The sequence below is a fragment of the Rhodococcus cerastii genome (assembly GCF_033042195.1).
In the GTDB taxonomy this organism is placed as follows: domain Bacteria; phylum Actinomycetota; class Actinomycetes; order Mycobacteriales; family Mycobacteriaceae; genus Rhodococcoides.
Map to the genome: position 1 here is coordinate 230,145 of NZ_JAWLKF010000003.1, position 23,438 is coordinate 253,582.

The following is a 23,438-nucleotide window of genomic DNA, read 5'->3' on the forward strand; positions in this document are numbered from 1 at the left end:
AGATGTCCGACACTGCTGTGTACGGCGGATCTGCTCAGGAAGCACCCTCCACCGCACTGACCCGTAAGACCCGCACGCACCACCTTCTCCAGATGAAGGCGGACGGCGAGCGCTGGGGAATGCTCACCGCATACGACTACTCCAGCGCCCGCATCTTCGAGGAGGCCGGAGTTCCTGTTCTCCTCGTCGGCGACTCGGCGGCAAACGTCGTCTACGGCTACGACACCACCGTGCCGATCACCGTCGACGAACTTCTTCCGCTGGTCCGTGGAGTCGTCCGCGGCGCACCGCATGCTCTCGTCGTCGCAGATCTGCCCTTCGGCACCTACGAGGCCTCGCCGCAGCAGGCTCTCGAAACCGCAGTCCGGTTCATGAAGGAAGGGCTCGCGGGCGCGGTCAAGCTCGAGGGCGGCGAGCGCGTGGCCGCTCAGATCGCCGCGATCACTGCCGCGGGCATCCCCGTGATGGCCCACGTCGGCTTCACCCCGCAGAGCGTCAACACCTTGGGCGGATTCCGCGTCCAAGGACGTGGTGACGCGTCCGAGCAGCTTGTCGCCGACGCCATCGCAGTCCAGGAGGCCGGTGCGTTCGCCGTCGTCATGGAGATGGTTCCCGCCGACATCGCCGGCCAGGTCACCCGCAAGCTGACCATTCCGACGGTCGGTATCGGCGCGGGCAACGAATGCGACGCGCAGGTTCTGGTGTGGCAGGACATGGCCGGCTACACCAACGGCAAGACCGCGAAGTTCGTGAAGAAGTTCGCCGACGTCGGCGATTCACTGCGCACCGCTGCCACCACGTACCTGTCCGAGGTGCGATCGGGAGTCTTCCCCGGGCCCGAACACAGCTACTGATCGTCCTCGCCTCGTCCATGTTCGGGTGGCACACTCGGTGCCATGAAACTCAGACGGGGTACGACGTCCATCGCAGGAAGAGGCGCAGTCGCAGTGGCAGGCGCGGCTGCGCTTCTCGTCGTAGCGACTGCATGCAGCACCGACACCACCAACACCGGTTCCTCGTCGACCACGACGGTCGCACCGACCACCACGGTCACGGCACCGCCTGCGGACGCAGTGATCACCGATGCGCAGAAGCAACAGCTGTGCACCGATCTCGAGGCGCAGCTGTCCAATTGGCGTGTCCAGGGGCCCACCCTGGGCCGCGGCGGGCTGAACATCCTGGTGCAGACCTGGGCGGCGCAGAGCGGCGTCATCAACCTGCAGGTGGTGCAGAACCGAACGATCGTCGACGAGATCACGACGGAGACGTGCTCGGAGGTGCGGGACGAGGCCATCCGATCCCTCGACATTCCGGACCTCGCATCCGGTTTGGTGGGCTTCTAGATGCGCACCCTCTACCCCGAGATCGCGCCTCTCGAGACCGGACACCTCGATGTGGGTGACGGCCAACAGATCTACTGGGAAGTCTCGGGCAACCCCGACGGTGCGCCGGTGGTGTTCGTGCACGGCGGTCCGGGCGGTGCCACCAATCCGTTGCAGCGCCGGTACTTCGACCCGGAGGCCTATCGAATCGTGTTGTTCGATCAGCGTGGTTGCGGGCAGTCGACACCCCACATCGCCGACGGTGCCGATCTGTCGGTCAACACCACCGACCGGTTGATCTCGGACATGGAGAAGATCCGGGAGCACTTGAACATCGACACGTGGTTGGTGTTCGGCGGATCATGGGGATCGACGTTGTCGCTGGCCTACGCGCAGTCGCACCGAGATCGCGTGCGAGGGCTGGTACTGCGAGGGATATTTCTGGTGCGGCCGTCCGAAATCGACTGGTACTACGGCGGCGGGGCAGGCCACCTCTTCCCCGATCTGTGGGAGAAATTCCTCGAACCGATTCCGCAGGACGAACGCGACGGCGATCTCGTCGAGGCGTATCACCGGCAGTTGATGTCCGAGGACCGCGAGGCCGCAACTCGCGCTGCGGTGGCGTGGTCCACCTGGGAGGCGGCGACGAGTTACCTCCTGCCGAAATCGGATGCAGTGCAGGACAACTCGGATCCACGGTTCGCCCTGGCATTCTCCGGTATCGAGAACCACTACTTCCGCAACAACTGCTTTCTCGAAGAGAACCAACTGCTCCGCGACGCCCACCTGCTCGACGGCATTCCCGGAGTCATCGTGCAGGGCCGTTACGACGTCGTGTGTCCGGCAACGAGTGCCTGGGCACTGCACAAGGTTTGGCCCTCAGCGAATCTCGTCATCGTCGACGACGCAGGGCACTCTGCCGCCGAACCGGGCATCGTGCATCACCTCGTGGAGGCCACAGACCGTCTCAGGCCGTGACGGGTACGTAATCGAAGGCAACTGTGCGTGAGTCGGTGTCGGCCCGGGCCAACCGGACCGTCACCGACTCCCCCGCAGGTGGTTCGCCGTCGCACTTTCCGAGGACGATGGGTTCCGACACCAACACCTCGGCGTCACGTTTGCCCTCGGCACCGCGCAGAACGACAGCCGAGAAACTGTCGCCCACTCGATTCTTCAGCACGTGTGCTTCGGTGAGATCGATGCAGGCGCGGTCCACTTTCGATGCCGCAGAATCCGATCCGCGCATGATCGCGGGCAGCTCCGGTAGAGCCTGCGCCGCCCAGTCCGGCACCGATGCGCCGGCGACCACGGCCAGGCACACCTCGGTGGCGAAGCGGTCGGACAGCCTCCGCAGCGGTGCCGTCACATGGGCATAGGGTGCGCCGATCCCCGAATGTTCCACCGACGCATCGCCGTCGACGGGGTCGGTCGTACGGTCGAACGCGAGATAGTCCGCACCTCGCAGCAATCCCGTCGCCCGAGTCATCATCGCCAGCGTCGACGGCTCGTCGGTGGGCAGGCCTGCCAGTACGGCACCGGCGGATGCGCCTGCAGGCCAGTCGATTCCGAGCGCTTCGGCGGTATTCTTCAGTGCGTCCACCGACTCGGACGAGGCGGGCGGCAGGGTTCGCACGATGCCGATTCCGGCGTCGAGCATGATTCTGGCGGCGCACATTCCCGTCAGCAGCGACACCTCGGCGTTCCACCCGTCCACTGCAGTGCGTGGCTGCAGGACGGTGCGCCAACCCCGCCCGTCGGGAACCACTTCCTGTTCGGGAAGCGTGATGTCGACGGCTCCGCGCCGTCTGGCTGCAGCTGCGCGCTGGGCCCCGAACTCGGCCAGCGCTGCGATGGACGGATGCGGTGTCCCCGCGTCGACATCGGCTTGCACTGCGGCGTAGTCGAGCCGGGCGGTCGACCGAACGAGCGCGCGGGTGACCGTCCACGCGGCCGCCTCGCCGACGTCGTCGAGTTCGATGGTCCACAGCGCGGCACACCGAGTCTGCCCCTCCAGCAAACTGCCCGAACCCTCCGACAGCTCTCGCGGATGCAGCGGCACGGACCCGTCGGGAAGGTAGAACGTCTGGCCGCGTCGACGGGTCTCGGTGTCGAGCGCTCCCCCGGGCGTCACCAGTGCGCCCACGTCGGCGATCGCATAGTGCACCACCAAACCGTTGGACGTCTTCTCGATGTGTACGGCTTGGTCGAGGTCCTTCGAGCCGGGTGGGTCGATGGTCACGAACGGGATGTCGGTGCGGTCGATTCTGCTGTCGGCGTGCAGGTCTCGGGCTTCGACCGCCTCGCGCATCGCGTCTGCGTCGAATGCTTCGGTGAGTGCGAACTCGGATCTGATGGCCTCGAAGTCGAAGCCCGGGGCCCTCAGCCGGGTGAGCAGCACCGTCAGTTGTTCCAGTCGTCGTCGGAATCGGCAGCCTTGTTGCGCGCCGCGGCGATCTTCAGCGCCTGTTCAGCGGTGGCCTTGTCCGGATACGGGCCCATGCGGTCGAGGGCGTTGGTCTGCTTGCCCTGCACGACCTGCTTGGTGCTGATGTCGTAGTACCAGGAGGTGTCGTCGTCGGTCATGACTTCCAGTGTGCCCCATGCAGCGACGCCGCAGGAGAACTGCGGGAGAAATAGTGGGTGCGAACGAGTCGGCCTGTAAGCCGGATCCTGTCTGCCGTTCCTGCTTTCGCAGGTTCGGCTGGACGACCATCCATCTGGGCACACCGTTGCCGGGTACCTCGAGCAGTCCACCCGCAGGCTCGGGCGAGCAGCCCTCGAGCACCTGCGCAGCTGCACCACTTTCGGGGTGCAGCCTTCGACCTTGCTCCGGGCGGGGTTTACCTAGCCATCCCAGTCACCTGGGATGCTGGTGCGCTCTTACCGCACCGTTTCACCCTGACCTGCAGTTCGATTCCGAAGAACCGTCCCGCAGGCGGTCTGTTTTCTGTGGCACTGTCCCGCGAGTCACCTCGGGTTGCCGTTAACAACCGCCCTGCTCTGTGGAGTCCGGACTTTCCTCGGCTCGAAGCGCGACGACACTCGGTCGCCGGTCCTCCGAGCCGCAGCCGTCCGGCCAACTCGTTCGCAGTTGCGTACTCTACTCGGCTCGCCGCGACCGCCTGGAACCGAACTACAGTTCCTCCCATGAGTGAATGGGTCGTGTTGCTGCGCGGCATCAACGTCGGCGGCATCAACATCAAGATGGCCGATCTCCGTACCGCACTTACATCGGCCGGCTTCACGAATGTCCGCACCGTTCTGGCGACCGGCAATGTCCTGCTCGGCTCCCCGCTGACCACCGCCGAGGTGAAGGCACAGGTGGAGAGCGCGCTGGCCCAGACGTTCGGCTACCAGGCCTGGGTTGTCGTGCTGGACGTGCCGACACTTCGGGCAATAGTGGCGTCCTACCCGTTCGACGCCGAACGGGATGGCTGGCATCCTTATGTCGTGTTCGGTAGCGATGATAGCCATGTGACCGAATTGTCCGCTCTTGCAGACGAACTCGACCCCGAGCTCGAAAGGATCGCCGGGGGGAACAGCGTGCTCTACTGGGAGGTGCGCAAGGGCAACACCACCGACAGCACGTTCGGGAAAGCCACGGCCAAAGCGAAGTACAAGGCCACGACGACGACGCGAAACGTTCGCACGCTCGTGAAGATTCTCGCGTGACCGTTCTCGCCGCGGCATTGGTCGCTGCTGTGCTCGCCTTCGCCATCGTTCGCCCCCGCGGTCTCCCCGAGATCGTCGCCGCACTGCCCGCCGCGGCGGTCGTTCTGCTCGTCGGGCTCGTCAGCCTCGACGCTGCGCGCGAGCAAGTACTCGAACTCGCTCCCACCGTCGTGTTCCTGGCGTTCATCCTGATCCTGGCGCATCTCTCGGACGCGCTCGGCGTATTCACCTGGATCGCGGCGAAGCTACGACGAGGCGCGAAGGGCAGCCCACGCAGACTGCTGACCCTGGTGTTTGCAGCAGCCGCATCGACCACGGCAGTCCTCAGTCTCGACGCCACCGTGGTTCTGCTGACGCCGGCCATCATCGGCGCTGCTCGATTACTCGGAATGTCTGCTCGCCCCCACAGTTACGCCACTGCGCACCTGTCCAATTCGGCGTCGACGCTGCTGCCCGTGTCGAACTTGACCAACCTGCTCGCCTTCGCAGCGACCGGACTGACCTTCCTGCACTTCACCGCTCTGATGGCCCTGCCCTGGATATTCGCGGTGGTCATCGAGTTGGCTGTGTTCCTGATCTTCTTCCGCAAGGATCTGAGCCGCACCGCCACACCGCCGGAGAACTTGACCCAGCAGAGCGCCGACGACGTCCCCGCACCGCGGACCACTCTGGTCATCCTCGCCGCGACGCTCATCGGCTTCGCAGTGGCAGGCCTGTTCGACATCGAGCCGTTCTGGGTGGCGGCGGTGGGGTCGGTTGCACTCGCGATCCCGGCACTGCGAGGTCAGCGCACCACGCCTCGCGCCATTCTGCGCGGTGCCGATCTGCCGTTCTGCGGCTTCGTCTTCTTGCTCGGCATCGTCGTGCTCGGCGTCACCACAGGCCCGATCGGTGACTGGCTCGCGCGAATCCTGCCGTCCGACACCACTTTCATGTCGCTCTTGGCCGCGGCGGCCATCGCGGCGGTGGCGTCGAACATCGTCAACAACCTGCCCGCGACGCTGCTGCTACTGGCCGCCTTCGGGGCCGACGCTCCCCCGGCGCTGTTGTTGGCCATGGTGATCGGGGTGAACCTCGGCCCCAACCTCACCTACGTCGGGTCGCTGGCAATCATGCTGTGGCGACGCGTCGCATCGGCCAACGACGAGCCGGCAGATCTGCGAACTTTCACCGTCCTGGGCGTCATCACGACGCCGCTGACCATCGTCGGTGCCGTGGCGGGATTGTGGCTCGCGCTGCAGATCTGAGCCTTGCCAGTCGGGCAGCGATTCGAGCGGGATATGTCGCGAAAAAAGCAGAATCAGCTCAGCGCAGCGTCGAGATCGATTGTCAGTGGTACCGGAGCCTCGATGACGCACCGCCCTCGACGAACGTGCTCGAAGTATCCGTGAGGACTCAGATCCAGCGTTGTGAGCGTGGCAGCATCCGGATCGACGATCCAGTAATGGGGAATCCCCGCGTCGGCGTACTCGCTGCGTTTGGTCACCACATCGGTACGACGAGACCCAGGCGAAATTACCTCGACGACCAGCACGACGTCTTCGGCGTGCAGCGCCTCGGGTGAGTCGGTTGCGCACACCACAACGTCGGGTACCCGCACCGTCGCTGGCGTCACCGAATCGACGACAACCTCGACCTCCGGTAACGCCTCCAAACCAGCCGGCAACTGGCCATCGAGCTGTGCACACAGTCGAAACAGAATTCGGGCGTGGGCTTTCGACGGCCGCGGTGAAACGACAGGCACGCCCTCCTGCATTTCGGCGTGAAAATCGTCTTCACCCAGCGCACGCCACTCCTCGACAGACAGCAGTGTGGGATGCGCTCTGGCGGCGGTCACTCGTGGAGTCTATCCGTGGTCACCGCTGGCACCACCGACAATGGCCGTGGTGCGGTCCGACGCGATCGGTGCGGGTCTCATTCACGCCGTGCGTGGAGCGTCGAGACAGCCAGGCCCACACAGAACACCGCGGCACCGATCACCGCTCCCATCACCGGCAACAGCAGGCCCGCATGCACGGTGTCGAACAACGGCGGACCGCCGTAGATGTCCAGACGCGCAGCGCCGGTCGGCCCGAGGTCGTCGAAATAGGGGTCCGCGACCATCCTGACGCGGATTTCGGGAGGTTGGCTTCGTGCCCACCATGCTGCCCCCGCGCCGACGATGCTTCCCGCCACCAGTGGGGCCACCACAAGCGTCAGCCGACCAGTTCTTCGCCCGAGACGGAGCCGTCCGAGAGTGACCGACAAAACGGTGCCGACCACAAGAGCGGCAACCGGAGCGACCCACGTGACCGGCCACCATGGCGGCCCCGAGACGTACTGCACGTAGTCGTACACGCGAAAGTACCCGGTGTCACTCGGATTCACAGGCGGTGGCGCATCCGCATCGAGCCAACTCCGCGTCACCCCGTACCGCCACCCGAACGCGACTGCCAGACCGGCAACGGCGGATGCGAACGCCGCCAAGACAATCCAGCGGGCCGCCGCAGGCTCGCGGGCACCGTTCTCGGACATGCGAACCGAGTCCTCCTTCGATGCCCGAAAGGATCAGGCCAGGCGCGCCAAGTGCGAGGTGTCGTTCACCAATCGCACCGAAGCCCCGCCGTCGGGGTAGAACTCGGCGATGCTCAGCGACGCGAGGTCGAGGTGCAGTCGATACAACAGCGACGGGCCGACGTCGAGTGCAAGTTGCAGCAGCATCTTGATCGGGGTGACATGGGTGACCACCAGAACTGTCTTTCCGACGTACTCGGTCAGCAACTGATCGCGGGTTGCTTCGATGCGCACGCGCACCGCGTCGAAGCTCTCCCCGTTCGGCGGTGCGACGGAGGTATCACCTCGCCACGCCTTGTGGCCCTCGGGGTGGCGTTCCATGGCCTCGGTGAACGTGAGCCCTTCCCAGTCGCCGAAGTCGGTCTCGATGAGACCGTCGACGGTGGTGACGGGCAATCCCAGGCGGTCGGCCGTCGCTGCGGCGGTCTGCTGGGCGCGTGCGAGCGGCGAGGCAACGATGGCGTCGATATCGGTACGTGAACCGAGAACCGTTGCCGCAGAATCGGCTTGACGTCGACCCAGCTCGGTCAGATCCGGATTTCCGCGACCGGAGTATCGCCGGTCGACCGACATGGGGGTCTGGCCGTGACGCAGCAACAGCAGGCGAGTCGGCTCCCCCATCGCGCCGGTCCACCCGGGCGACTCGGTCTTCTTCGCAACCGGCTCGGCGTCGGGCAATTCCGACAGGTCCACACCTTCGGCAGCTGCGTCCATCGCCTCGTTGGCCAGCGCATCGGCGTGTGAATTCTGCGAGCGCGGAATCCATTCGTAGGTGACGGAGTCGAAGTGGCGAGCCAGTTCGGCAGCTGCGCGCTGAAGCGGAATCATGTCCGGGTGCTTCACTTTCCAGCGCCCGCACATCTGTTCGACGACGAGCTTGGAGTCCATACGGACGGCAACCTCGCGAGCTCCGACATCACGAGCCGCAGTCAATGCCGCGATCAGTCCGTTGTACTCGGCGACGTTGTTGGTGGCCACGCCGAGCGATGCCCGACGCTCGGCGAGCACCTGCGAGCGATCGGCGCTGAACACCACAGCGCCGTACCCGGCCGGGCCGGGGTTACCGCGCGACCCTCCGTCGGCCTCGGCGACGACCCTCGATACCGGGCTCAAATTCCGGATTCCTTGGTGCGCACCAGAATTGCGTTGCACTCGGAGCAACGAATCAAAGCATCCGCGGGCTTGTTGGCGATGCTCGCGATCTCGTTGCGATCGAGTTCGATTCGGCACGCTCCACAGCGGCGAGCCTGCAGCAGCGCCGCACCACGGCCGGCGAGCGCTCGCTGCTTCTCGTAGAGCGCAAGCAGATCCGCGGGCAATCCCGAGGCCAACGACTCGCGGCGCTCGGCGCTACGCTTCTCCGCGACATCGAGGTCCGCGACGGCGTCGTCGCGGCGACGGCCCGCGTCGACCAATTCGTCTTCGATCTGCGTCAGCTGCGCACCGGCGTGCTCGTAGTCCCGCTCACTGGCCTCACGCTGTTCCATGACCTCGAGCAGTTCTTCTTCGAGGATCCCCTGGCGCCGTTCGAGGCTGCCGAGTTCGTGCTGGAGTTCGGTCATCTGCTTCGGGGCGATGGTGCCACTCTCGAGCATCTTCTTGTCGCGGGCCTCGCGCTGGCGAACGGCGTCGACCTCGCCCTCGAGTTTGCGAATGTCCCGATCGAGGTCGTCCATCGAGATCTGCACCGTCACCGCGGCATCCTTGCGGGTAATGCGCTCGGTCTCGAGCTTGTCCACCTCCTGCTGCTCGGGGAGGCTCTTACGGCGGTGGGCGATCTGCGAGAGTTCGGTATCCACACCGGCCAATTCGAGCAGCGAGGCCTGGACTTTGGGATCGACGTTCACGCTTGATGACTCCTGCGACTATGGAAGTTGATAAGAGATCACCCTACCGGCTACCCGAAACTCAGACAGCCGGATCCACCTCACCGCCGGTCGCTGGGCTCGATGGTCACAGCGTCCACGGGTCGGTCCGCACGTCGGTGACGCGGCTGCTCCACCCATCGGTGTCGCCGAACGCGGCGTCGACGACGCCTCTCGCCTGTTCGCACCACGGAAACTCCGAGGCCCAGTGCGCGGTGTCGATCACGGCGGGGCCGCCGGCGCGCAGATGCTCGTCGACGGGGTGGTGCCGCAGATCCGAGGTGACGTACACATCGGCGTCGGTGCGCGCCACCGCGGACAGGAACGAGTCACCCGCTCCCCCACACATCGCAACCACCGAGACCGTGGCCTCAGGATTCCCTGCCGCACGTACTCCCCACGTCGTGGCAGGCAACGCCTCGCGGACGACCTCGGTGAACTCGGCGAGGGTCATCGGATTCGGTAGCTTTCCGATGCGCCCCAAACCGGTGCACGACGGTAGAGCCGCGGACTCGAAGACGTCGAACGCGGGCTCCTCGTACGGGTGTGCCCGACGCATCGCCGAAAGCACTTCTGCACGTAGCCCTTTCGGGGCAACGACTTCGATGCGATCCTCCGCCTCGGTGTGCACCTCTCCGGCAACACCGAGCGTCGGGTGTGCGTTCGGACCAGGACGGAATTGGCCGAGTCCTGCGCTCTGCCAGCTGGCTTCGCTGTACTCGCCGATCTGTCCGGCTCCGGCGTCGAACATGGCCTGTCGCACCGCGACCGAGTCGGAGGTCGGCACGAAGACCACCCACTTGTCGTGTGCGGGAGCAGGAATGGGGTCGAGCGGTCTGGTGTCGACCACCCCGAGGGCGGACGCGAGTGCGTCGGAGACACCGGGATCGGCGGAGTCGGCGTTGGTGTGGGCGGTGAACAGCGCGCAGTCGGCCTTGATCAGGCGATGGATCACCGAGCCCTTCGCGGTATCGGCCGCGACGGTGTCGACACCTTTGAGCAGCAAGGGATGGTGGGCGACGATGAGATCGGCACCCCCAGCGATGGCGTCGTCGACCACGGCGTCGGTGACGTCGACGGTGTACACGACCTGCTGCACAACAGCTTCGGGATCCCCGCACACCAGGCCCACCGAGTCCCAGCTCTCGGCCAAGCGCGGTGGGTATGCGTCGTCGAGTACCTCGATGACGTCCGCCAGTGTCACTGCCATGTTCGCTGCTCTCCTCACAGAACGGTGTTCAACGCGTCCACCAGTATGTCGACCTGTTGCGAGTTCCGTACCGCGACGCGTAGGTAGTGACGGTCGAGCCCCGGGAACGTGTCCGCGCGCCGCACCGCGATACCCATGGTGCGCAGGCGTTCTCGAACCACATCGGCATCCTGGACGCGCACCAACAGAAACGGCCCCCCGGCCGGGCCTGCGACAGAGAGGCCAAGAGCCTCCAGTCGCGGGATCATCGCTGTTCGTTCGCGGTGGATTCGCTCGGACTCGGCGCGTGCCTGCTGCGTCGCGAACGGTTCGGTACAGGCGCGGATCGCTTCGAGCTGCAGGCTCCCCAGCGGCCAGTGCGCGCGGCCGTGTTGCAGCCTCGCGAGGACGTCGGGGTGGCCCAGCGCATATCCGCATCGCAATCCCGCCAGCGCCCACGTCTTCGTCAGGCTGCGCAGCACCAGCACGTCGTCCAGGCTCTGTGAGGCGACAGATTCCCCAGCCCCCAGCACTGCGTCGGCGAAGGCCTCGTCGATCACCAGCGTGCGCCTGGGTCCGCGCAGACTCAGGACCGCCTCGCTCGGGTGCAGAACCGATGTCGGGTTGGTCGGGTTGCCGATGATCACCATGTCGGCGGCGTCGGGCACGAGCGTCGGATCGAGCTCGAAGGGCGGCGGCAGGATTACTCGGTGCACCGGAATGCCCGCCTGCTCCAGTACCCAGTCGGGCTCGGTGAACGACGGGTGGATCGTCGCTACGAGCTGAGGCTCCAGCCGCGGCAGCATCGAGAAACCCTCGGCCCCGCCGCTGAGCAGCAGCACCTCGTCCGGTGATCGGCCGTGGTGTTCGGCCACCTGTTCTCGTGCGGCCTTGTCGGCGGCCTTGCTCGGGTATGAACCCAGCGAATTCAGTGCCGCAGCCAGCCGATCGCGAAGCCATGCCGGCGGTCCGTCGCCCCGCACGTTGACGGCGAAGTCGACGAATCCGGAATCGACCTCGACGTCGCCGTGGTGACGGAGTAGCGCATCGGGATCGGCAGCTGTGTCGGACATCGCGACGAGCGTAGCCGCGCCTTCGTCGAACAGCCCGCACCGATAGGCTCGGGCCATGTCTGTCGATGCTCTCGCGTCCGTTGTCCTGTTCGATCTCGATGGGACGTTGACCGATTCCGCACCGGGAATTCATGCCGGTTTTCGTCATGCATTGGCGTCGGTCGAGGCTCCCGAACCGACCGAGGAACAACTGTCGATGGTCGTCGGACCACCCCTGATCGACACGCTGCGCGGGCTCGGCCTGGACGAGGATGCGGCGCAGCGCGCCCTGGCAGCGTACTTCCAGCGCTACGACGAGCGTGGCTGGGCCGAGAACACCGCGTTCGACGGCATCGAGACGGTGTTGACGCGGTTGCAGGATCGCGGCGTACGGCTCGGTGTGGCGACATCGAAGTCGGAGCGATTCGCCGTCCGAATTCTGGACCACTTCGGCTTGTCGCGGTACTTCGAGTTCATCGGCGGTGCCAGCAACGACGGCACCCGACGGGCGAAGTCCGATGTGATCGCGCATTCGCTGACCAACCTCGGCATCGAGCCGGTGGAATCCGCGGACGGCGGCACGTCCGGGGTGATCATGATCGGTGATCGGGATCACGACGTGCACGGTGCCGCTCGATTCGGCATTCCCACGGTGTTCGTGGAGTGGGGCTACGGCGTCGACGGCGAGAGTGCCGACGCCGCGTTCACCGCGTCGAGCATGGACGAACTGGCCACCGTGCTGGAGCAGAACACGGCGGCCGTGCAGTGAACGAGCCACTGCATGTGACCTTCGTGTGCACCGGCAACATCTGCCGGTCGCCGATGGCCGAGAAGGTTTTCGCCGGGCATCTGCGCGACGCCCGTCTGGGCGACGCGGTGCGCGTCTCGAGTGCCGGGACCGGCGGTTGGCACGTGGGCGACGGCGCAGATCCACGCACCGTCGCCGAGCTCGATGCCCACGGATACGACAGCGAACACGAGGCAGCGCAGGTAGGACCGGATCACCTGGCGGCAGATCTGATCGTCGCCCTCGACTCCGGCCACGCCCGCGCCCTGCTGCAGCTCGGCGCTCCGGCAGATCGCGTCGCCTTGCTGCGGTCGTTCGATCCCGATGCCGACGACTCCTCGGTGGCCGATCCGTACTACTCCTCCGATTCGGCGTTCACCGAGGTGCGCGAGCAGATCGAAAGTGCCGTTCCCGGCATGCTGGACTGGGCACGGTCTCGACTCTCTCGCTGACCCGGCTACCGTGGTGGAGTGCGAAAGTTAGCGTTCTTGCTGCGACCCAAATGGTTGGTGCTGGCTGCGGTGGTGCTGGCCTTCGCGTTCCTGTGCTTCAGCGTGCTCGCTCCGTGGCAGTTGGGGAAGAACACCTCGACGTCCGCGCGCAACGATCTGATCACCCGATCCGTCGACGCGGATCCGGTGCCGATCTCCGACGTTCTCACCGCAAACGGGTTTCCGGCCGAGGACGAGTGGCGTCGGGTCATCGCCTCCGGGGCCTATGTCACCGATTCCGACGTGCTGGTGCGACTGCGCAGCATCCGCGATCAGCCCGCATACGAGGTCATCACCCCGTTCGTGATCGACGGCGGGCCCACTGTGCTCGTCAATCGCGGGTACGTGTTGCCGGTGGAGGGAACCAGAGCGCCCGAGTTCGAGGCGGCACCCGCCGGTGAAGTGACGCTGAACGCACGGGTACGCCAAGCCGAGGGCACCTCGCGCGAGCCCGTCGAGGACGACGGCCGGCTGCAGGTCTACAACATCAATCCGGAACAGATCGGCGCGGCGGTCGGAGTCGACGCCATCGACGGATACCTACAGCTCGACGACGCTCAGCCGGGCGGTCTCGGCTTGATCGAGCTACCGCAGACCGACGCGGGCCCCTATCTGTCCTACGGTCTGCAATGGCTGGCGTTCGGCATCATGGCACCGCTGGGTCTGGCGTATTTCGCTCGGGCGGAGATACGCGAACGCCGCAATTCGCGTGCCGAGCTCGCGAATGCGATGTCCGGCGAGCCGGAGACCGAGCCCGAGCCGGAGGACAAGGCCGGACCGGACGAGGAAGAAGAATTCACGCTGCCCACCCGCCGCGAGAAGCGGGCAAAGGCGCGCGCGGCGTCACGCCCGACGACGCCGTCGGACCCTCGCTTGGCCGATCGCTACGGCAAGAATCGCTGACGCGACCGCGGACAGTTCCTGCACTCGGCTCGACAGTGCCACCGATCGACGAAGATCGCGTGCGGTCGGCGAGTGGCCGTCACCGAGTGTCGGCCTGATCTCGATGCCGTGACGGTACTGCGTTCTGCCGCCGAGCTGCAGCCCCAGTGCCCCGGCAGCCGACGCCTCCGCAACACCGGCGTTGGGGCTGGGGTGCTGCGCGGCGTCGCGTCGCCACATCTTCAGGGCTCGGGCGGGCGATCCCTGCACCGAGGGCGCTGCGACAACCGTCGCCACACCGGTGACGCGAGCCGGTAGCAGGTTCAGAACGTCGTCGATTCGCGCTGCGGCCCAACCGAAACGCAGATACTTCGGAGACCGGTAGCCGACCATCGCGTCGAGCGTGTTGCTCGCTCGGTAGGCCAGAATTCCCGGGACCCCGGCCAGTGCTCCCCACACCAGCACTCCGACGGTCGCGTCGGAGGTGTTCTCCGCGATGGACTCCAGTGCGGCGCGCGCGAGGCCGTCGGAGTCGAGTGGTTCCGGATCCCGACCGCACAGTGACGGCAGCAGTGCGCGTGCGCTCGCGAGGTCGTCGTTGTCGAGCTGGTCCGCCATCTGCCGACCCACCTTCGACAGGGACGTGCCACCGAGGGCGGCCCAGGTAGCGGCCGCGACCAGAGCGACCTCGGCGGGTGCACCCACACGAACGGCCACGCGGTTCGACCCGACGCCGAGTGCGGTCACCGAGCCGATCAGCGCGACTGCGTGGACGACGCCCAGCGTCCGACTATCGCGATAGAGGACGTGTTCGACGCGCAGCGCCGTGGTGCCGAATCCTGCCACCGGGTGCCAGCGTTGTGGGTCTGCGAACACTCGATCGAGGCCGTAGCCGACCAGTAAGCCGATCGCTCGGGGGTGTGTCCACATCCCACGAATCTTGCCAACTGTGCACCCGGCGCAGGAATTCGGTATGCCGGACTCAGCGCTGGCGGTACGCGCCCGCCAACTGGCGGCCACGGAAATTCATGTCGCTTCCGTCGTTGAGCAGTGCGATTGCCATACCGACGAAGCCGACCGTTGCCATTACGAACAGTGTCATGATTCCCCCAGAATCTCGAGTGGATCCGCGTCCGCGGATGTGTCTGTAACAGATTGTTACCCCTATCTTCACTGTTTCCCACTTCTTTGAGGTCGGCGTCACGTGTGTCCGTCATCACGAGACGCGCGTCTCATCGAAACGTCCAAATATCAACGGCCACCGGCACTCTCGGACTGTGCACTTCTCGCGTCGTTACTGCGACACAGGAAAGAGATGTTGTTCGTCGGTCACGACCGACCGCAGGAATTCGTCGACGGCCTTCACCCGCGCCAGACCGGTCAGCTCTCGCGGCACCACCGTCCAATACGTCCGCTCGACCGAGACGACGCCGGGCAACACCGACGCGAGGGCCTCGTCGGGCTCACCGATGTAGCTGGGCAAGGGCGCAATTCCCACCCCGGATCGGCGGCAGCGTAGAGCCCGAGGGAGTACGTGGCCAACCTGCGAGTCACCACGAATCGCGGCGACGGCCGCTCCAACGTGATTGCGATGTCGAATTCCCTGGTGGCCAACGAGTTGTGCTCGGTGGCGGTGACCAATTCGATGTCGAGGTCGGGGTGCTTGTCTCTGAGCAGCCCCAGTTTCGGTGTCAGAACGAACGCTCCGAACCCGTCCGGGGCTGCGATGCGAACGGTCCCTCGCAGTGTGCCGGTGTCGGAGGTCTGATCCTCGAAGGCGGCGATGAGTGTCGATTCGACGGTCTCGGCATATCCGACGAGGCGTCGACCCGCCTCGGTGAGTCGCCAACCCGTCGGCGTTCTGTCGAACAGGCGTTGACCGGCCGATTTCTCGAGCGCGGTGATGCGCCGACCGACGGTGGTGTGGTCCACACCGAGAGTGTGCGCGGCGTCGGTCAAACGCCCGGTCCTCGACACTTCGAGGAAGTAGCGGAGGTGGTCTGCGTTGAACACCCACCGAGACTATCGCCGGTGTGCATTTCTGCACAGCGATCTGCGGTTTTGGCCTTTGACATGTGCATCCTTACAAGTGAGACTCGGAACACACCGATGGAAGGATCGAACGTTGACCGACGTCATTGCGCACTGGCTCGATGGAAAGACCTATTCCGGCACCTCCGACCGAACCGCGCCCGTCACGAATCCCGCGACCGGTGAGGTCACCGGCGCGCTCACCCTGGCCGATCAGGGCGACGCCCGGGCGGTCATCGACGCCGCTGCAGCCGCATTCCCGGCGTGGCGTGACACCTCCCTCGCCAAGCGCACATCGATCTTGTTCTCGTTTCGAGAATTGTTGAACGCGAGGAAGAACGAGCTTGCCGAGATCATCACCTCCGAGCACGGAAAGGTGCTCTCCGACGCCCTCGGTGAGATCTCTCGTGGCCAGGAAGTCGTCGAATTTGCCTGCGGCATGGCGCATCTGCTCAAGGGCGGATACACCGAGAATGCCTCGACCGGCGTGGATGTCTACTCCATCCGCCAGCCGCTCGGACCGGTCGGCATCATTTCCCCCTTCAACTTTCCGGCCATGGTCCCGATGTGGTTCTTCCCCATCGCCATCGCGGCCGGCAACACCGTGGTACTCAAGCCCTCGGAGAAAGACCCGAGCGCGAGTATCTGGCTCGCCCGGCTCTGGGCCGAGGCCGGTCTGCCCGACGGGGTGTTCAACGTCCTCCAAGGCGACAAGGTTGCCGTCGACGAACTCCTCGAGAACAAGAAGATCAAGTCGATCTCCTTCGTCGGCTCCACCCCCATCGCCCAGTACGTCTACTCCACCGGCACCGCACACGGAAAGCGCGTCCAAGCCCTCGGCGGTGCCAAGAACCACGCCGTCGTACTCCCCGATGCAGATCTCGACCTCGCCGCCGACGCCATGGTCAACGCAGGCTTCGGCTCCGCAGGCGAACGCTGTATGGCCATCTCCGCACTCGTGGCCGTCGGGAACGTCGCCGACGAACTGGTCGCGAAGATCGCCGAACGCACCACCCCGCTGGTCACCGGCGACGGCACCCGAGGGGCAGACATGGGTCCACTCGTCACCAAGGCCCACCGTGACAAGGTCGCCTCGTACGTCGATGCAGGCGAAGCAGCCGGAGCCACCCTCGTCGTCGACGGACGCACCGTCCAGCCCGACGGTGGCACCGACGGTTTCTGGCTCGGCCCCACCCTCATCGACAACGTGACTCCCGACATGAGCGTCTACACCGACGAGATCTTCGGACCGGTCCTCTCGGTCGTCCGCGTCGAGACCTACGACGACGCGCTTCGACTGATCAACGAGAACCCGTACGGCAACGGCACCGCCATCTTCACCAACGACGGTGGGGCTGCCCGCCGCTTCCAGAACGAGGTGGAGGTCGGCATGGTCGGCATCAACGTGCCCATCCCGGTTCCCATGGCGTACTACAGCTTCGGTGGCTGGAAGAACTCCCTCTTCGGCGACAGCCACGCCCACGGCACCGAGGGTGTCCACTTCTTCACCCGCGGCAAAGCTGTCACCAGTCGCTGGCTCGACCCCAGCCACGGCGGCATCAACCTCGGCTTCCCCGAAAACAGCTGAGCCCAGAAACAGAGCTGACGCATGTGCGCGGAACTTCGTAGCAGGTTACGAATTTCCGCGCACATGGGTCCACAGCGCTAAGGAGCACACCCATGGTTGCCAATATTTCGTTTCCTCGGTTCCTCAAGCTCGGCGGCGGTGCCGTCGAGGATCTGGGGACGGTTCTGACCGACCTCGACGTGTCACGGCCGTTGCTCGTCACCGATGCGTTCATGGCCGGCAACGGCTCGGCGGATCGTTTGATGAAGATCATGACCGAGGCCGGTAAGACGCCTGCATTGTTCTCGGGCACCGTTCCGGATCCGACGACCGATTCGTTGGTCGCCGGTCTCGACGCAGTGCAGCAGCATTCGGCCGATTCGATCATCGGGTTCGGCGGTGGCAGTCCGATGGACACGGCCAAGGCGTTGGCCATCCTCGCGGTGCAGGGCGGCACGATGCGGGACTTCAAAGCTCCCGTGCTGTCGACCGGCCCGGCACTTCCGATCATCGCAATCCCCACCACGGCCGGAAGTGGTTCGGAGGCAACTCAGTTCACCATCATCACCGACGTCGCCTCGGACGAAAAGATGTTGTGCCCCGGGCTGTCGTTTCTGCCGATCGCCTCGATCATCGACTTCGAGTTGACGATGTCGATGCCAGCGCGCCTGACGGCCGACACCGGTGTCGATGCTCTCACCCACGCCATCGAGGCGTACGTCAGCAAGAAGGCCAACCCCATCTCCGACGGTTTGGCGCTCAGTGCGATTCGCACGATCGGGACGTCATTGCTGCGGGCGTATCGGGACGGCGGCGACCGGCAGGCGCGCGAGGCGATGATGCATGCCTCGACGCAGGCGGGAATGGCCTTCTCCAATGCGAGCGTCTGCCTGGTGCACGGGATGAGTCGTCCCATCGGGGCGCATTTCCATGTTGCACATGGGCTTTCCAATGCGATGCTGTTGCCTGCCGTCACCGCATTCTCGATCGACGGGGCACAGGCGCGCTACGCCGACTGCGCACGCGCTCTGGGCGCGGCGTCGGAAAGCGATTCCGATCAGGTTGCCGGTGGCAAGTTGCAGGATGCGATCGTCACACTGTGCCGTGAGGTGGAGGTGCCGACGCCGGAGACCTTCGGTATCGACAAGGCGAAATGGGACGACCTGTTGCCGCTCATGGCCGAGCAGGCACTCGCGTCCGGCAGCCCGGGCAACAATCCGGTCGTGCCGACCGCCGAACAGATCGTCGATCTGTACCGGCAGGTGTACGCGGGAATCTAGTCGCACTCACTCCGATGCGCGGGCGGCAACAGTGTCGCGCCGCGTATTTCGGCGTTGCACCAGAATTCCGCCGGTCACGGTCACTGCGGCGAGGACGGCCGAGAGCAGGATCGACGACCGCTGCTCCGGCCGCACCACCATCATCACCAGGACGAACACGATGAACCCGATGGCCAGGTAGGTCAACCACGGGTACAGCCACATCCGAACGGCAGGGCGTTCGTCGTCGCGGTCGAGTTGACGCCGTAGCACCAGCTGGCTGCTGGCGATGGCGAGGTAGACGAACAGGGCGACGGCCCCGGTGGTCGCCAGCAGGTAGGTGAAGAGTTTCTCGGGCAGGATGTAGTTTCCGATCACGGCGAGGAACCCGAGCACCATCGAGGCGATCACCGCGATCCACGGCACCCCGTTCGTGGTGATTCTCTTGACCGCCCTGGGTGCGTCGCCTCGATCGCCGAGCGAATACAGCATGCGCGACGCGGTGTAGAGCGCCGAGTTCAGGCAGGACGCGACGGCAGTCAGGATGACGATGTCCATGATGGTCTCGGCGTGCGGAATTCCCATCTTGGACAGCACGAATTGGTACGAGCCCGTATTGGGATCCAGCTCGTTCCAGGGCACCAGCGCGACGATGACGAAGATGGAACCGAAGTAGAAGATCGAGATTCGCCAGATCACCGAGTTGGTGGCGCGGGTGAATCCCTTCGCCGGGTCCTTGGATTCAGCAGCGGCGATGGTGACGATTTCCGACCCCATGAACGAGAACATCGTGGTGAGCATGGCCGCGATCACCGCGCCGAACCCGAGGGGCATGAATCCGCCCGAGGCCCAGAGTTGGTCCACACCACTGACTTCCGAATCGGGTAGCCATCCCAGAATGGCCGCGATTCCGAGGCCGATGAACGCGATGATCGCCACCACCTTCACCAGCGCGAACCAGAACTCGAATTCGCCGTAGTTGCCGACGCTGATCAGGTTGGTCGCGGTGAGGGCAATGACGATGAGCAGTGCCCACATCCACTGGGCTCCGCCGAGCCAGTTGGTGAGAATCGACGCTGCCGCGGTGGCTTCGACCGGGATCACCAACACCCAGAACCACCAGTAGAGCCATCCGACCGAGAACCCGGCCCAATGTCCGAGTGCACGTGTGGCATACGTGGAGAACGAGCCGGTGTCGGGATTGGCCGTTGCCATCTCCCCCAGCATGCGCATCACCAGAATCACGAGTGTTCCCGCGAACAGGTACGCCAGCAGCACCGCCGGGCCTGCCGTCGCGATCGCGTTGGCCGAACCCACGAACAATCCCGCGCCGATGACTCCGGCTATCGAAATCATCGTCACGTGCCGTGGTTTCAGGCTGGTACCGAGTCCGTTCTCGCCGGTGTCCGGCTTCTCCGTAATGGCCATCCCTGTAGTCGAACACAATGTGAACGCCGACGCAGCGGGTGACCGTTATGTCCAGACAGGCGGTGGTACAGAGATATTCGCGCGAATCCGGGCATACTGGACGCATGAACTCCCAAGCGGACAGCATCACCGATCCGGTCACCATCGTCGGTGCCGGCATAGCCGGTGCGGCCTGCGCGCGGGTTCTTCGCGACGCAGACGTGCCGTTCCGCATCGTCGACCGAGGCCGAGCTCCGGGTGGGCGGATGTCATCGCCGGAGTTGCACGGTCGTCGCGTCGACCTGGGCGCCGGTTACTTCACCGTTCGTGATCAGGAATTCTCGACCGTGGTTGCCGATTGGGAGTCGGCTGGGTTGGCGCGCCAGTGGGCCAACACGTTCGGCATCCTCAAGCCCGCAACAGCCCCGTGCACAACGACCGGACCCGTTCGCTGGGCTACCCCGAACGGGCTGCGATCGCTGGTACGAAACATGCTCGAGGGCTTCGACATCGAGCATTCCACCAAGCTGACCGAATTGCCCGACGGCCATGTCGTAGTCGCGATGCCGGATCCGCATGCGGCGCGACTGATCGCCGTCCCCGATGCCGTCGATTACGTTCCTGTCATCGCGGTGGCGTGTGGGTTCGACGGGCTCGACATCCCCTTCCGCGATGCGGCGTTCGTCAACGATCATCCTGATATCGATTTTGTCGTCGACGACGGTGCACGCCGCGGCGACGGCGCGCCGGTTCTGGTTGCGCACACCACGTCGGAACGAGCTCAGCAGCATCTCGACGATCCCGATGGTGCGATCGCCCCGGTTCTCGACGCCCTGCGCGAATTGTCCGTCGTCTCGGCGGCACCCGCGTGGAGTCACGCTCATCGATGGACATTCGCCAAGCCTGCGACGCAGCACGATTCGAACTTCGCGTTGCAGCAACAGGACGGACGCTTCGTCGGTTTGGCGGGCGATCAATGGTGCGAAGCCGGAGTGCCCAGGGTGGAGAGCGCCTGGCGTTCGGGGACGGATGTGGCGCGTGCGCTGATCGACGCGCTCCGGCACTGAACCTCGCGGCGCGACTGCTCCACTCCCTTGTGCGCTCGGGTTCCCTCGTGGCGGTAGCGCAATCGGCGTGGACCGTTGCCGTGTTCATGCCCGCTGATGCCACCGAAAACAGTGCGCGCGAACATCTCTCAACCGGATCGCCGGCAGCCACGTCGTCCGCGCGATAGTTACTTTAATTCTTGTTCACTATTTCGAAGTATGTACACATTTAACCGATTAAGGTGTGACGACACGCGCAGATCTCGCCCCCTCGTCGCCGTCGCACACAGAATCGGAGCAGTCCGTGGCCACCATTCGCACCCCTGAGCAGACCAGACGCCGTGGCGTACTCGCTGCCACGGTCGGCACCATCGTCGAGTACTACGACCTCACCGTCTACGCCTACCTCGCGGTCGTCGTCAGCCCATTGTTCTTCCCCGGCGACGACCCGACTGCGTCGTTGCTCGCGAGTCTGGCCGTCTTCGCATCTGCCTACCTGATGCGTCCGATCGGCGGAATCTTCTTCGGCCGCCTCGGTGACAGACACGGCCGCAAGCGCGCCTTGTTGTTCTCTGTTCTGCTCATGGGCGTCGGCAGTGCACTGATGGCCTTCCTCCCCACCTACGAGAACGCGGGGGTTCTCGCGCCGATCCTGTTGGTCATCGCCCGTCTGGTCCAGGGCTTCTCGGCCGGTGGCGAACTCGGAGGCGCGCTCACATACGTCTACGAGACGGTCGGCGAAAAACGCAAGGGGCTCGGCGCATCTTTCGTCGCATTGGGTAGCAACAGCGGTTTCGCACTCGCGGCCATCGCTGTGGCCGTCACCTCCACTCTCACCACCGATGCACAAATGACCAGCTGGGGCTGGCGAATTCCGTTCCTGCTCGGCATCCCACTGGTGCTGTTCTGCCTCTGGACCCGAACTCGAATCGAAGACACCCCGCAGTTCGTCAACGCAGTCGCGGAAAACGAAGTCGCGAAGGCACCGTTGACCGAACTGCTTCGCACTCACCCCAAGCAGGTTTTGCAGGTCTTCGGACTGGGTGTGGCTCAGAACGCGACCGGATACATGGTGCTCACCTACATCGGCATCCATTTGGTGCGCGAAGGTGGATTCAGTCAGAGTTCGGTCACCTGGACTGCGGCCGGTGTGATCGTGCTCGTCGCGGCGTCCATGCCGCTCGCCGGGTTGCTGGTAGATCGGTTCGGCAGCGTGCGTGTGCTGGCCAGCGGATTGCTCGCCTCGGCACTGCTCGCGTACCCGGCAATGTCGATGATGAGTGGTCACGGGTTGTTCGTTGCTGCAATTGCTTTCATGTTCTTCGCGGTAGGCACACCCTTGATCCAGACGGCAACCGCTCCCCTGTTCCCGTCGTTGTTCGACTCGCGAGTTCGATTGACCGGCGTCGCTCTCGGCTTCAACATTGCGACGATCGCGACCGGTGGGACCGCTGCCTACATTGCGACGTGGCTGATCGACCGCACCGGAAGCTCGGTTTCACCCGCCTACTTCGTCATAGGCTCGGCCGTGATCGGCATGATCACCCTCGCGACCATCCGGCAGAAGACCTACGGCGGATTGCGGACCGGCAGCCGAGTCGCCGACGGACTGCCGTCGCAGTCGGGAGCGCTCGACGATGTCAGCTCCCGACGAACGTGACCGTCTCGTCCAAAGGGGCTCGGCTGGTACGGAATCCGTTGATCGAGTGCGTCTCGTCCGGGTAGCCGAAGGAGATGCCGGCCACCACTTTTCGAGTGTCCGGGATGTCGAACCACTCGTGCAGAAACGGTGAGTACGCGGCGAGGGCTGCTTGTGCGATCGCTCCGAGACCGAGACTCTGCGCGGCCAGCAGGAAAGTCTGCAGATACAAACCGCAGTCGACCGCGCCGTACACACCCAGATCGGCGTCGGTGGTGATGATGGCCGCGTGCGGGGCGTCGAACAGCTCGTAATTGCGAATGAATTGCCGGGTCGTCGCCTCGGTGTCGGACTTGACCACGCCGATGCTCTCGTACAGCGCGCCACCGCATTCACGTCGCCGTGCACGGTGCAGAGCGTTGTAGTTCGCCGGGAACGGGAAGTCCGGTTGCGGCACACCGGACGCCACGTGCTCGACCAGCGCGTCGGAGAACTTCCGGGTGGCATCGCCTTCGGTCACGATGATCTGCCACGACTGGGTGTTGGACCACGACGGTGTGCGCCGGGCGGCAGACAGTAGCTGTTCGAGTACCTCACGCGAGACCTGCTTCGGCAGGAACTGCCGGCACGAATACCTCTCGTCGAGAAGTTCTGTCAGTGCGTCGTACCGGGTCAC

The 23,438-nt window shown here is 65.0% G+C and carries 23 protein-coding genes, 1 other RNA gene and 1 pseudogene; 12 read left to right on the forward strand and 13 right to left on the reverse strand.

What is annotated here, in order from left to right; translation table 11 throughout:
* The first annotated feature begins 2 nt into the window (after positions 1 to 2).
* From panB to pip, 3 genes are read left to right on the forward strand one after another with little or no spacing between them, the layout of a single operon-like run.
* On the forward strand, positions 3 to 854 hold the full coding sequence (panB, locus tag R3P93_RS07915; protein ID WP_243595055.1) for a 3-methyl-2-oxobutanoate hydroxymethyltransferase: 852 nt from the start codon (positions 3 to 5) through the stop codon (positions 852 to 854).
* A 42-nt stretch (positions 855 to 896) separates the two neighbouring features.
* A complete protein-coding gene (locus R3P93_RS07920; RefSeq protein WP_317532729.1) occupies positions 897 to 1,343 on the forward strand; it encodes a hypothetical protein in 447 nt (148 codons plus the stop codon).
* Positions 1,344 to 2,300: a prolyl aminopeptidase gene (gene pip / locus R3P93_RS07925; protein ID WP_317532730.1), complete on the forward strand. Its 957-nt coding sequence runs from the start codon at positions 1,344 to 1,346 to the stop codon at positions 2,298 to 2,300.
* Here pip and R3P93_RS07930 read toward each other — a convergent pair.
* From R3P93_RS07930 to rnpB, 3 genes are all read right to left on the reverse strand, one after another.
* Positions 2,290 to 3,720 carry an RNB domain-containing ribonuclease gene (locus R3P93_RS07930; RefSeq protein WP_317532731.1) on the reverse strand — a complete coding sequence of 477 codons (1,431 nt, stop codon included), beginning with the start codon at positions 3,718 to 3,720 and terminating at the stop codon, positions 2,290 to 2,292. The genes pip and R3P93_RS07930 overlap by 11 nt on opposite strands.
* A gap of 2 nt (positions 3,721 to 3,722) precedes the next feature.
* Positions 3,723 to 3,905 (reverse strand): hypothetical protein, encoded by a 183-nt coding sequence (locus R3P93_RS07935; RefSeq protein WP_045194843.1) that lies wholly within the window; start codon positions 3,903 to 3,905, stop codon positions 3,723 to 3,725.
* A gap of 60 nt (positions 3,906 to 3,965) precedes the next feature.
* Positions 3,966 to 4,406, reverse strand: an RNA gene (gene rnpB / locus R3P93_RS07940) — RNase P RNA component class A.
* Positions 4,407 to 4,469: 63 nt separating this feature from the next.
* On the opposite strand from rnpB, the gene R3P93_RS07945 reads away from it, so the two are divergent.
* Together R3P93_RS07945 and R3P93_RS07950 are read left to right on the forward strand one after the other, a co-directional pair.
* On the forward strand, positions 4,470 to 4,994 hold the full coding sequence (locus R3P93_RS07945) for a DUF1697 domain-containing protein (protein ID WP_317532732.1): 525 nt from the start codon (positions 4,470 to 4,472) through the stop codon (positions 4,992 to 4,994).
* Positions 4,991 to 6,241, forward strand: a complete 1,251-nt coding sequence (locus tag R3P93_RS07950) for an SLC13 family permease (protein WP_317532733.1) — start codon at positions 4,991 to 4,993, stop codon at positions 6,239 to 6,241. Before R3P93_RS07945 ends, R3P93_RS07950 begins: the two co-directional genes overlap by 4 nt.
* A 53-nt stretch (positions 6,242 to 6,294) precedes the next feature.
* On the opposite strand, the gene R3P93_RS07955 is transcribed toward R3P93_RS07950, so the two are convergent.
* The 6 genes from R3P93_RS07955 to cobC form a co-directional block, all read right to left on the reverse strand.
* Positions 6,295 to 6,831 carry a Uma2 family endonuclease gene (locus tag R3P93_RS07955; protein WP_317532734.1) on the reverse strand — a complete coding sequence of 179 codons (537 nt, stop codon included), beginning with the start codon at positions 6,829 to 6,831 and terminating at the stop codon, positions 6,295 to 6,297.
* A 77-nt stretch (positions 6,832 to 6,908) separates the two neighbouring features.
* A complete protein-coding gene (locus tag R3P93_RS07960; protein WP_317532735.1) occupies positions 6,909 to 7,508 on the reverse strand; it encodes a hypothetical protein in 600 nt (199 codons plus the stop codon).
* Between the two features lie 33 nt (positions 7,509 to 7,541).
* Positions 7,542 to 8,660 (reverse strand): bifunctional RNase H/acid phosphatase, encoded by a 1,119-nt coding sequence (locus tag R3P93_RS07965; protein WP_317532736.1) that lies wholly within the window; start codon positions 8,658 to 8,660, stop codon positions 7,542 to 7,544.
* Positions 8,657 to 9,394, reverse strand: a complete 738-nt coding sequence (locus R3P93_RS07970) for a zinc ribbon domain-containing protein (RefSeq protein WP_317532737.1) — start codon at positions 9,392 to 9,394, stop codon at positions 8,657 to 8,659. The genes R3P93_RS07965 and R3P93_RS07970 overlap by 4 nt, the downstream gene beginning before the upstream one ends.
* Positions 9,395 to 9,500: 106 nt before the next feature.
* Positions 9,501 to 10,622 carry a Nif3-like dinuclear metal center hexameric protein gene (locus tag R3P93_RS07975; protein WP_317532738.1) on the reverse strand — a complete coding sequence of 374 codons (1,122 nt, stop codon included), beginning with the start codon at positions 10,620 to 10,622 and terminating at the stop codon, positions 9,501 to 9,503.
* A 14-nt stretch (positions 10,623 to 10,636) separates the two neighbouring features.
* A complete protein-coding gene (gene cobC, locus R3P93_RS07980; protein ID WP_317532739.1) occupies positions 10,637 to 11,674 on the reverse strand; it encodes an Rv2231c family pyridoxal phosphate-dependent protein CobC in 1,038 nt (345 codons plus the stop codon).
* A 55-nt stretch (positions 11,675 to 11,729) separates the two neighbouring features.
* Between cobC and R3P93_RS07985 the strand changes: the two genes are divergently transcribed.
* From R3P93_RS07985 to R3P93_RS07995, 3 genes are read left to right on the forward strand one after another with little or no spacing between them, the layout of a single operon-like run.
* On the forward strand, positions 11,730 to 12,422 hold the full coding sequence (locus R3P93_RS07985; RefSeq protein ID WP_068052192.1) for an HAD-IA family hydrolase: 693 nt from the start codon (positions 11,730 to 11,732) through the stop codon (positions 12,420 to 12,422).
* Positions 12,419 to 12,892, forward strand: coding sequence for a low molecular weight protein-tyrosine-phosphatase (locus R3P93_RS07990; RefSeq protein ID WP_317532740.1), 474 nt, complete (start codon positions 12,419 to 12,421; stop codon positions 12,890 to 12,892). Before R3P93_RS07985 ends, R3P93_RS07990 begins: the two co-directional genes overlap by 4 nt.
* Before the next feature lie 18 nt (positions 12,893 to 12,910).
* The gene (locus tag R3P93_RS07995; protein ID WP_068052193.1) at positions 12,911 to 13,834 is read left to right on the forward strand and encodes an SURF1 family cytochrome oxidase biogenesis protein; all 924 of its coding nucleotides are present in this window, start codon (positions 12,911 to 12,913) and stop codon (positions 13,832 to 13,834) included.
* On the opposite strand, the gene R3P93_RS08000 is transcribed toward R3P93_RS07995, so the two are convergent.
* Both R3P93_RS08000 and R3P93_RS08005 read right to left on the reverse strand, forming a co-directional pair.
* Positions 13,775 to 14,743, reverse strand: a complete 969-nt coding sequence (locus R3P93_RS08000) for a cobalamin biosynthesis protein (RefSeq protein ID WP_317532741.1) — start codon at positions 14,741 to 14,743, stop codon at positions 13,775 to 13,777. The two genes, R3P93_RS07995 and R3P93_RS08000, sit on opposite strands and share 60 nt — an antisense overlap.
* Before the next feature lie 364 nt (positions 14,744 to 15,107).
* A pseudogene (locus R3P93_RS08005) lies at positions 15,108 to 15,826 on the reverse strand (LysR family transcriptional regulator).
* Positions 15,827 to 15,938: 112 nt separating this feature from the next.
* On the opposite strand from R3P93_RS08005, the gene R3P93_RS08010 reads away from it, so the two are divergent.
* Both R3P93_RS08010 and R3P93_RS08015 read left to right on the forward strand, forming a co-directional pair.
* Positions 15,939 to 17,432 carry a CoA-acylating methylmalonate-semialdehyde dehydrogenase gene (locus tag R3P93_RS08010; RefSeq protein WP_068052203.1) on the forward strand — a complete coding sequence of 498 codons (1,494 nt, stop codon included), beginning with the start codon at positions 15,939 to 15,941 and terminating at the stop codon, positions 17,430 to 17,432.
* Between the two features lie 92 nt (positions 17,433 to 17,524).
* Positions 17,525 to 18,691, forward strand: coding sequence for an iron-containing alcohol dehydrogenase (locus R3P93_RS08015; RefSeq protein WP_317532742.1), 1,167 nt, complete (start codon positions 17,525 to 17,527; stop codon positions 18,689 to 18,691).
* Between the two features lie 6 nt (positions 18,692 to 18,697).
* Here the strand turns inward: R3P93_RS08015 and R3P93_RS08020 are convergent, their stop codons facing one another.
* On the reverse strand, positions 18,698 to 20,098 hold the full coding sequence (locus R3P93_RS08020; RefSeq protein WP_317532743.1) for an amino acid permease: 1,401 nt from the start codon (positions 20,096 to 20,098) through the stop codon (positions 18,698 to 18,700).
* A 104-nt stretch (positions 20,099 to 20,202) separates the two neighbouring features.
* Here R3P93_RS08020 and R3P93_RS08025 point away from each other — a divergent pair, with 104 nt between their 5' ends.
* Together R3P93_RS08025 and R3P93_RS08030 are read left to right on the forward strand one after the other, a co-directional pair.
* Positions 20,203 to 21,144: an NAD(P)/FAD-dependent oxidoreductase gene (locus R3P93_RS08025; RefSeq protein ID WP_317532744.1), complete on the forward strand. Its 942-nt coding sequence runs from the start codon at positions 20,203 to 20,205 to the stop codon at positions 21,142 to 21,144.
* Positions 21,145 to 21,427: 283 nt separating this feature from the next.
* Positions 21,428 to 22,783, forward strand: a complete 1,356-nt coding sequence (locus R3P93_RS08030; protein WP_094640410.1) for an MFS transporter — start codon at positions 21,428 to 21,430, stop codon at positions 22,781 to 22,783.
* Here R3P93_RS08030 and R3P93_RS08035 read toward each other — a convergent pair.
* Positions 22,764 to 23,438 carry a nitroreductase gene (locus R3P93_RS08035; RefSeq protein WP_317532745.1) on the reverse strand — a complete coding sequence of 225 codons (675 nt, stop codon included), beginning with the start codon at positions 23,436 to 23,438 and terminating at the stop codon, positions 22,764 to 22,766. The two genes, R3P93_RS08030 and R3P93_RS08035, sit on opposite strands and share 20 nt — an antisense overlap.

Excerpts from the sequence above, each read along its gene's own strand:
- panB (WP_243595055.1), top strand. The coding sequence starts at position 3 with ATGTCCGACACTGCTGTGTACGGCGGATCTGCTCAGGAAGCACCCTCC.
- R3P93_RS07920 (WP_317532729.1), top strand. The coding sequence starts at position 897 with ATGAAACTCAGACGGGGTACGACGTCCATCGCAGGAAGAGGCGCAGTC.
- pip (WP_317532730.1), top strand. The coding sequence starts at position 1,344 with ATGCGCACCCTCTACCCCGAGATCGCGCCTCTCGAGACCGGACACCTC.
- R3P93_RS07935 (WP_045194843.1), bottom strand. The coding sequence starts at position 3,905 with ATGACCGACGACGACACCTCCTGGTACTACGACATCAGCACCAAGCAG.
- R3P93_RS07945 (WP_317532732.1), top strand. The coding sequence starts at position 4,470 with ATGAGTGAATGGGTCGTGTTGCTGCGCGGCATCAACGTCGGCGGCATC.
- R3P93_RS07960 (WP_317532735.1), bottom strand. The coding sequence starts at position 7,508 with ATGTCCGAGAACGGTGCCCGCGAGCCTGCGGCGGCCCGCTGGATTGTC.
- R3P93_RS07975 (WP_317532738.1), bottom strand. The coding sequence starts at position 10,622 with ATGGCAGTGACACTGGCGGACGTCATCGAGGTACTCGACGACGCATAC.
- cobC (WP_317532739.1), bottom strand. The coding sequence starts at position 11,674 with ATGTCCGACACAGCTGCCGATCCCGATGCGCTACTCCGTCACCACGGC.
- R3P93_RS07985 (WP_068052192.1), top strand. The coding sequence starts at position 11,730 with ATGTCTGTCGATGCTCTCGCGTCCGTTGTCCTGTTCGATCTCGATGGG.
- R3P93_RS08000 (WP_317532741.1), bottom strand. The coding sequence starts at position 14,743 with ATGTGGACACACCCCCGAGCGATCGGCTTACTGGTCGGCTACGGCCTC.
- R3P93_RS08015 (WP_317532742.1), top strand. The coding sequence starts at position 17,525 with ATGGTTGCCAATATTTCGTTTCCTCGGTTCCTCAAGCTCGGCGGCGGT.
- R3P93_RS08020 (WP_317532743.1), bottom strand. The coding sequence starts at position 20,098 with ATGGCCATTACGGAGAAGCCGGACACCGGCGAGAACGGACTCGGTACC.
- R3P93_RS08025 (WP_317532744.1), top strand. The coding sequence starts at position 20,203 with ATGAACTCCCAAGCGGACAGCATCACCGATCCGGTCACCATCGTCGGT.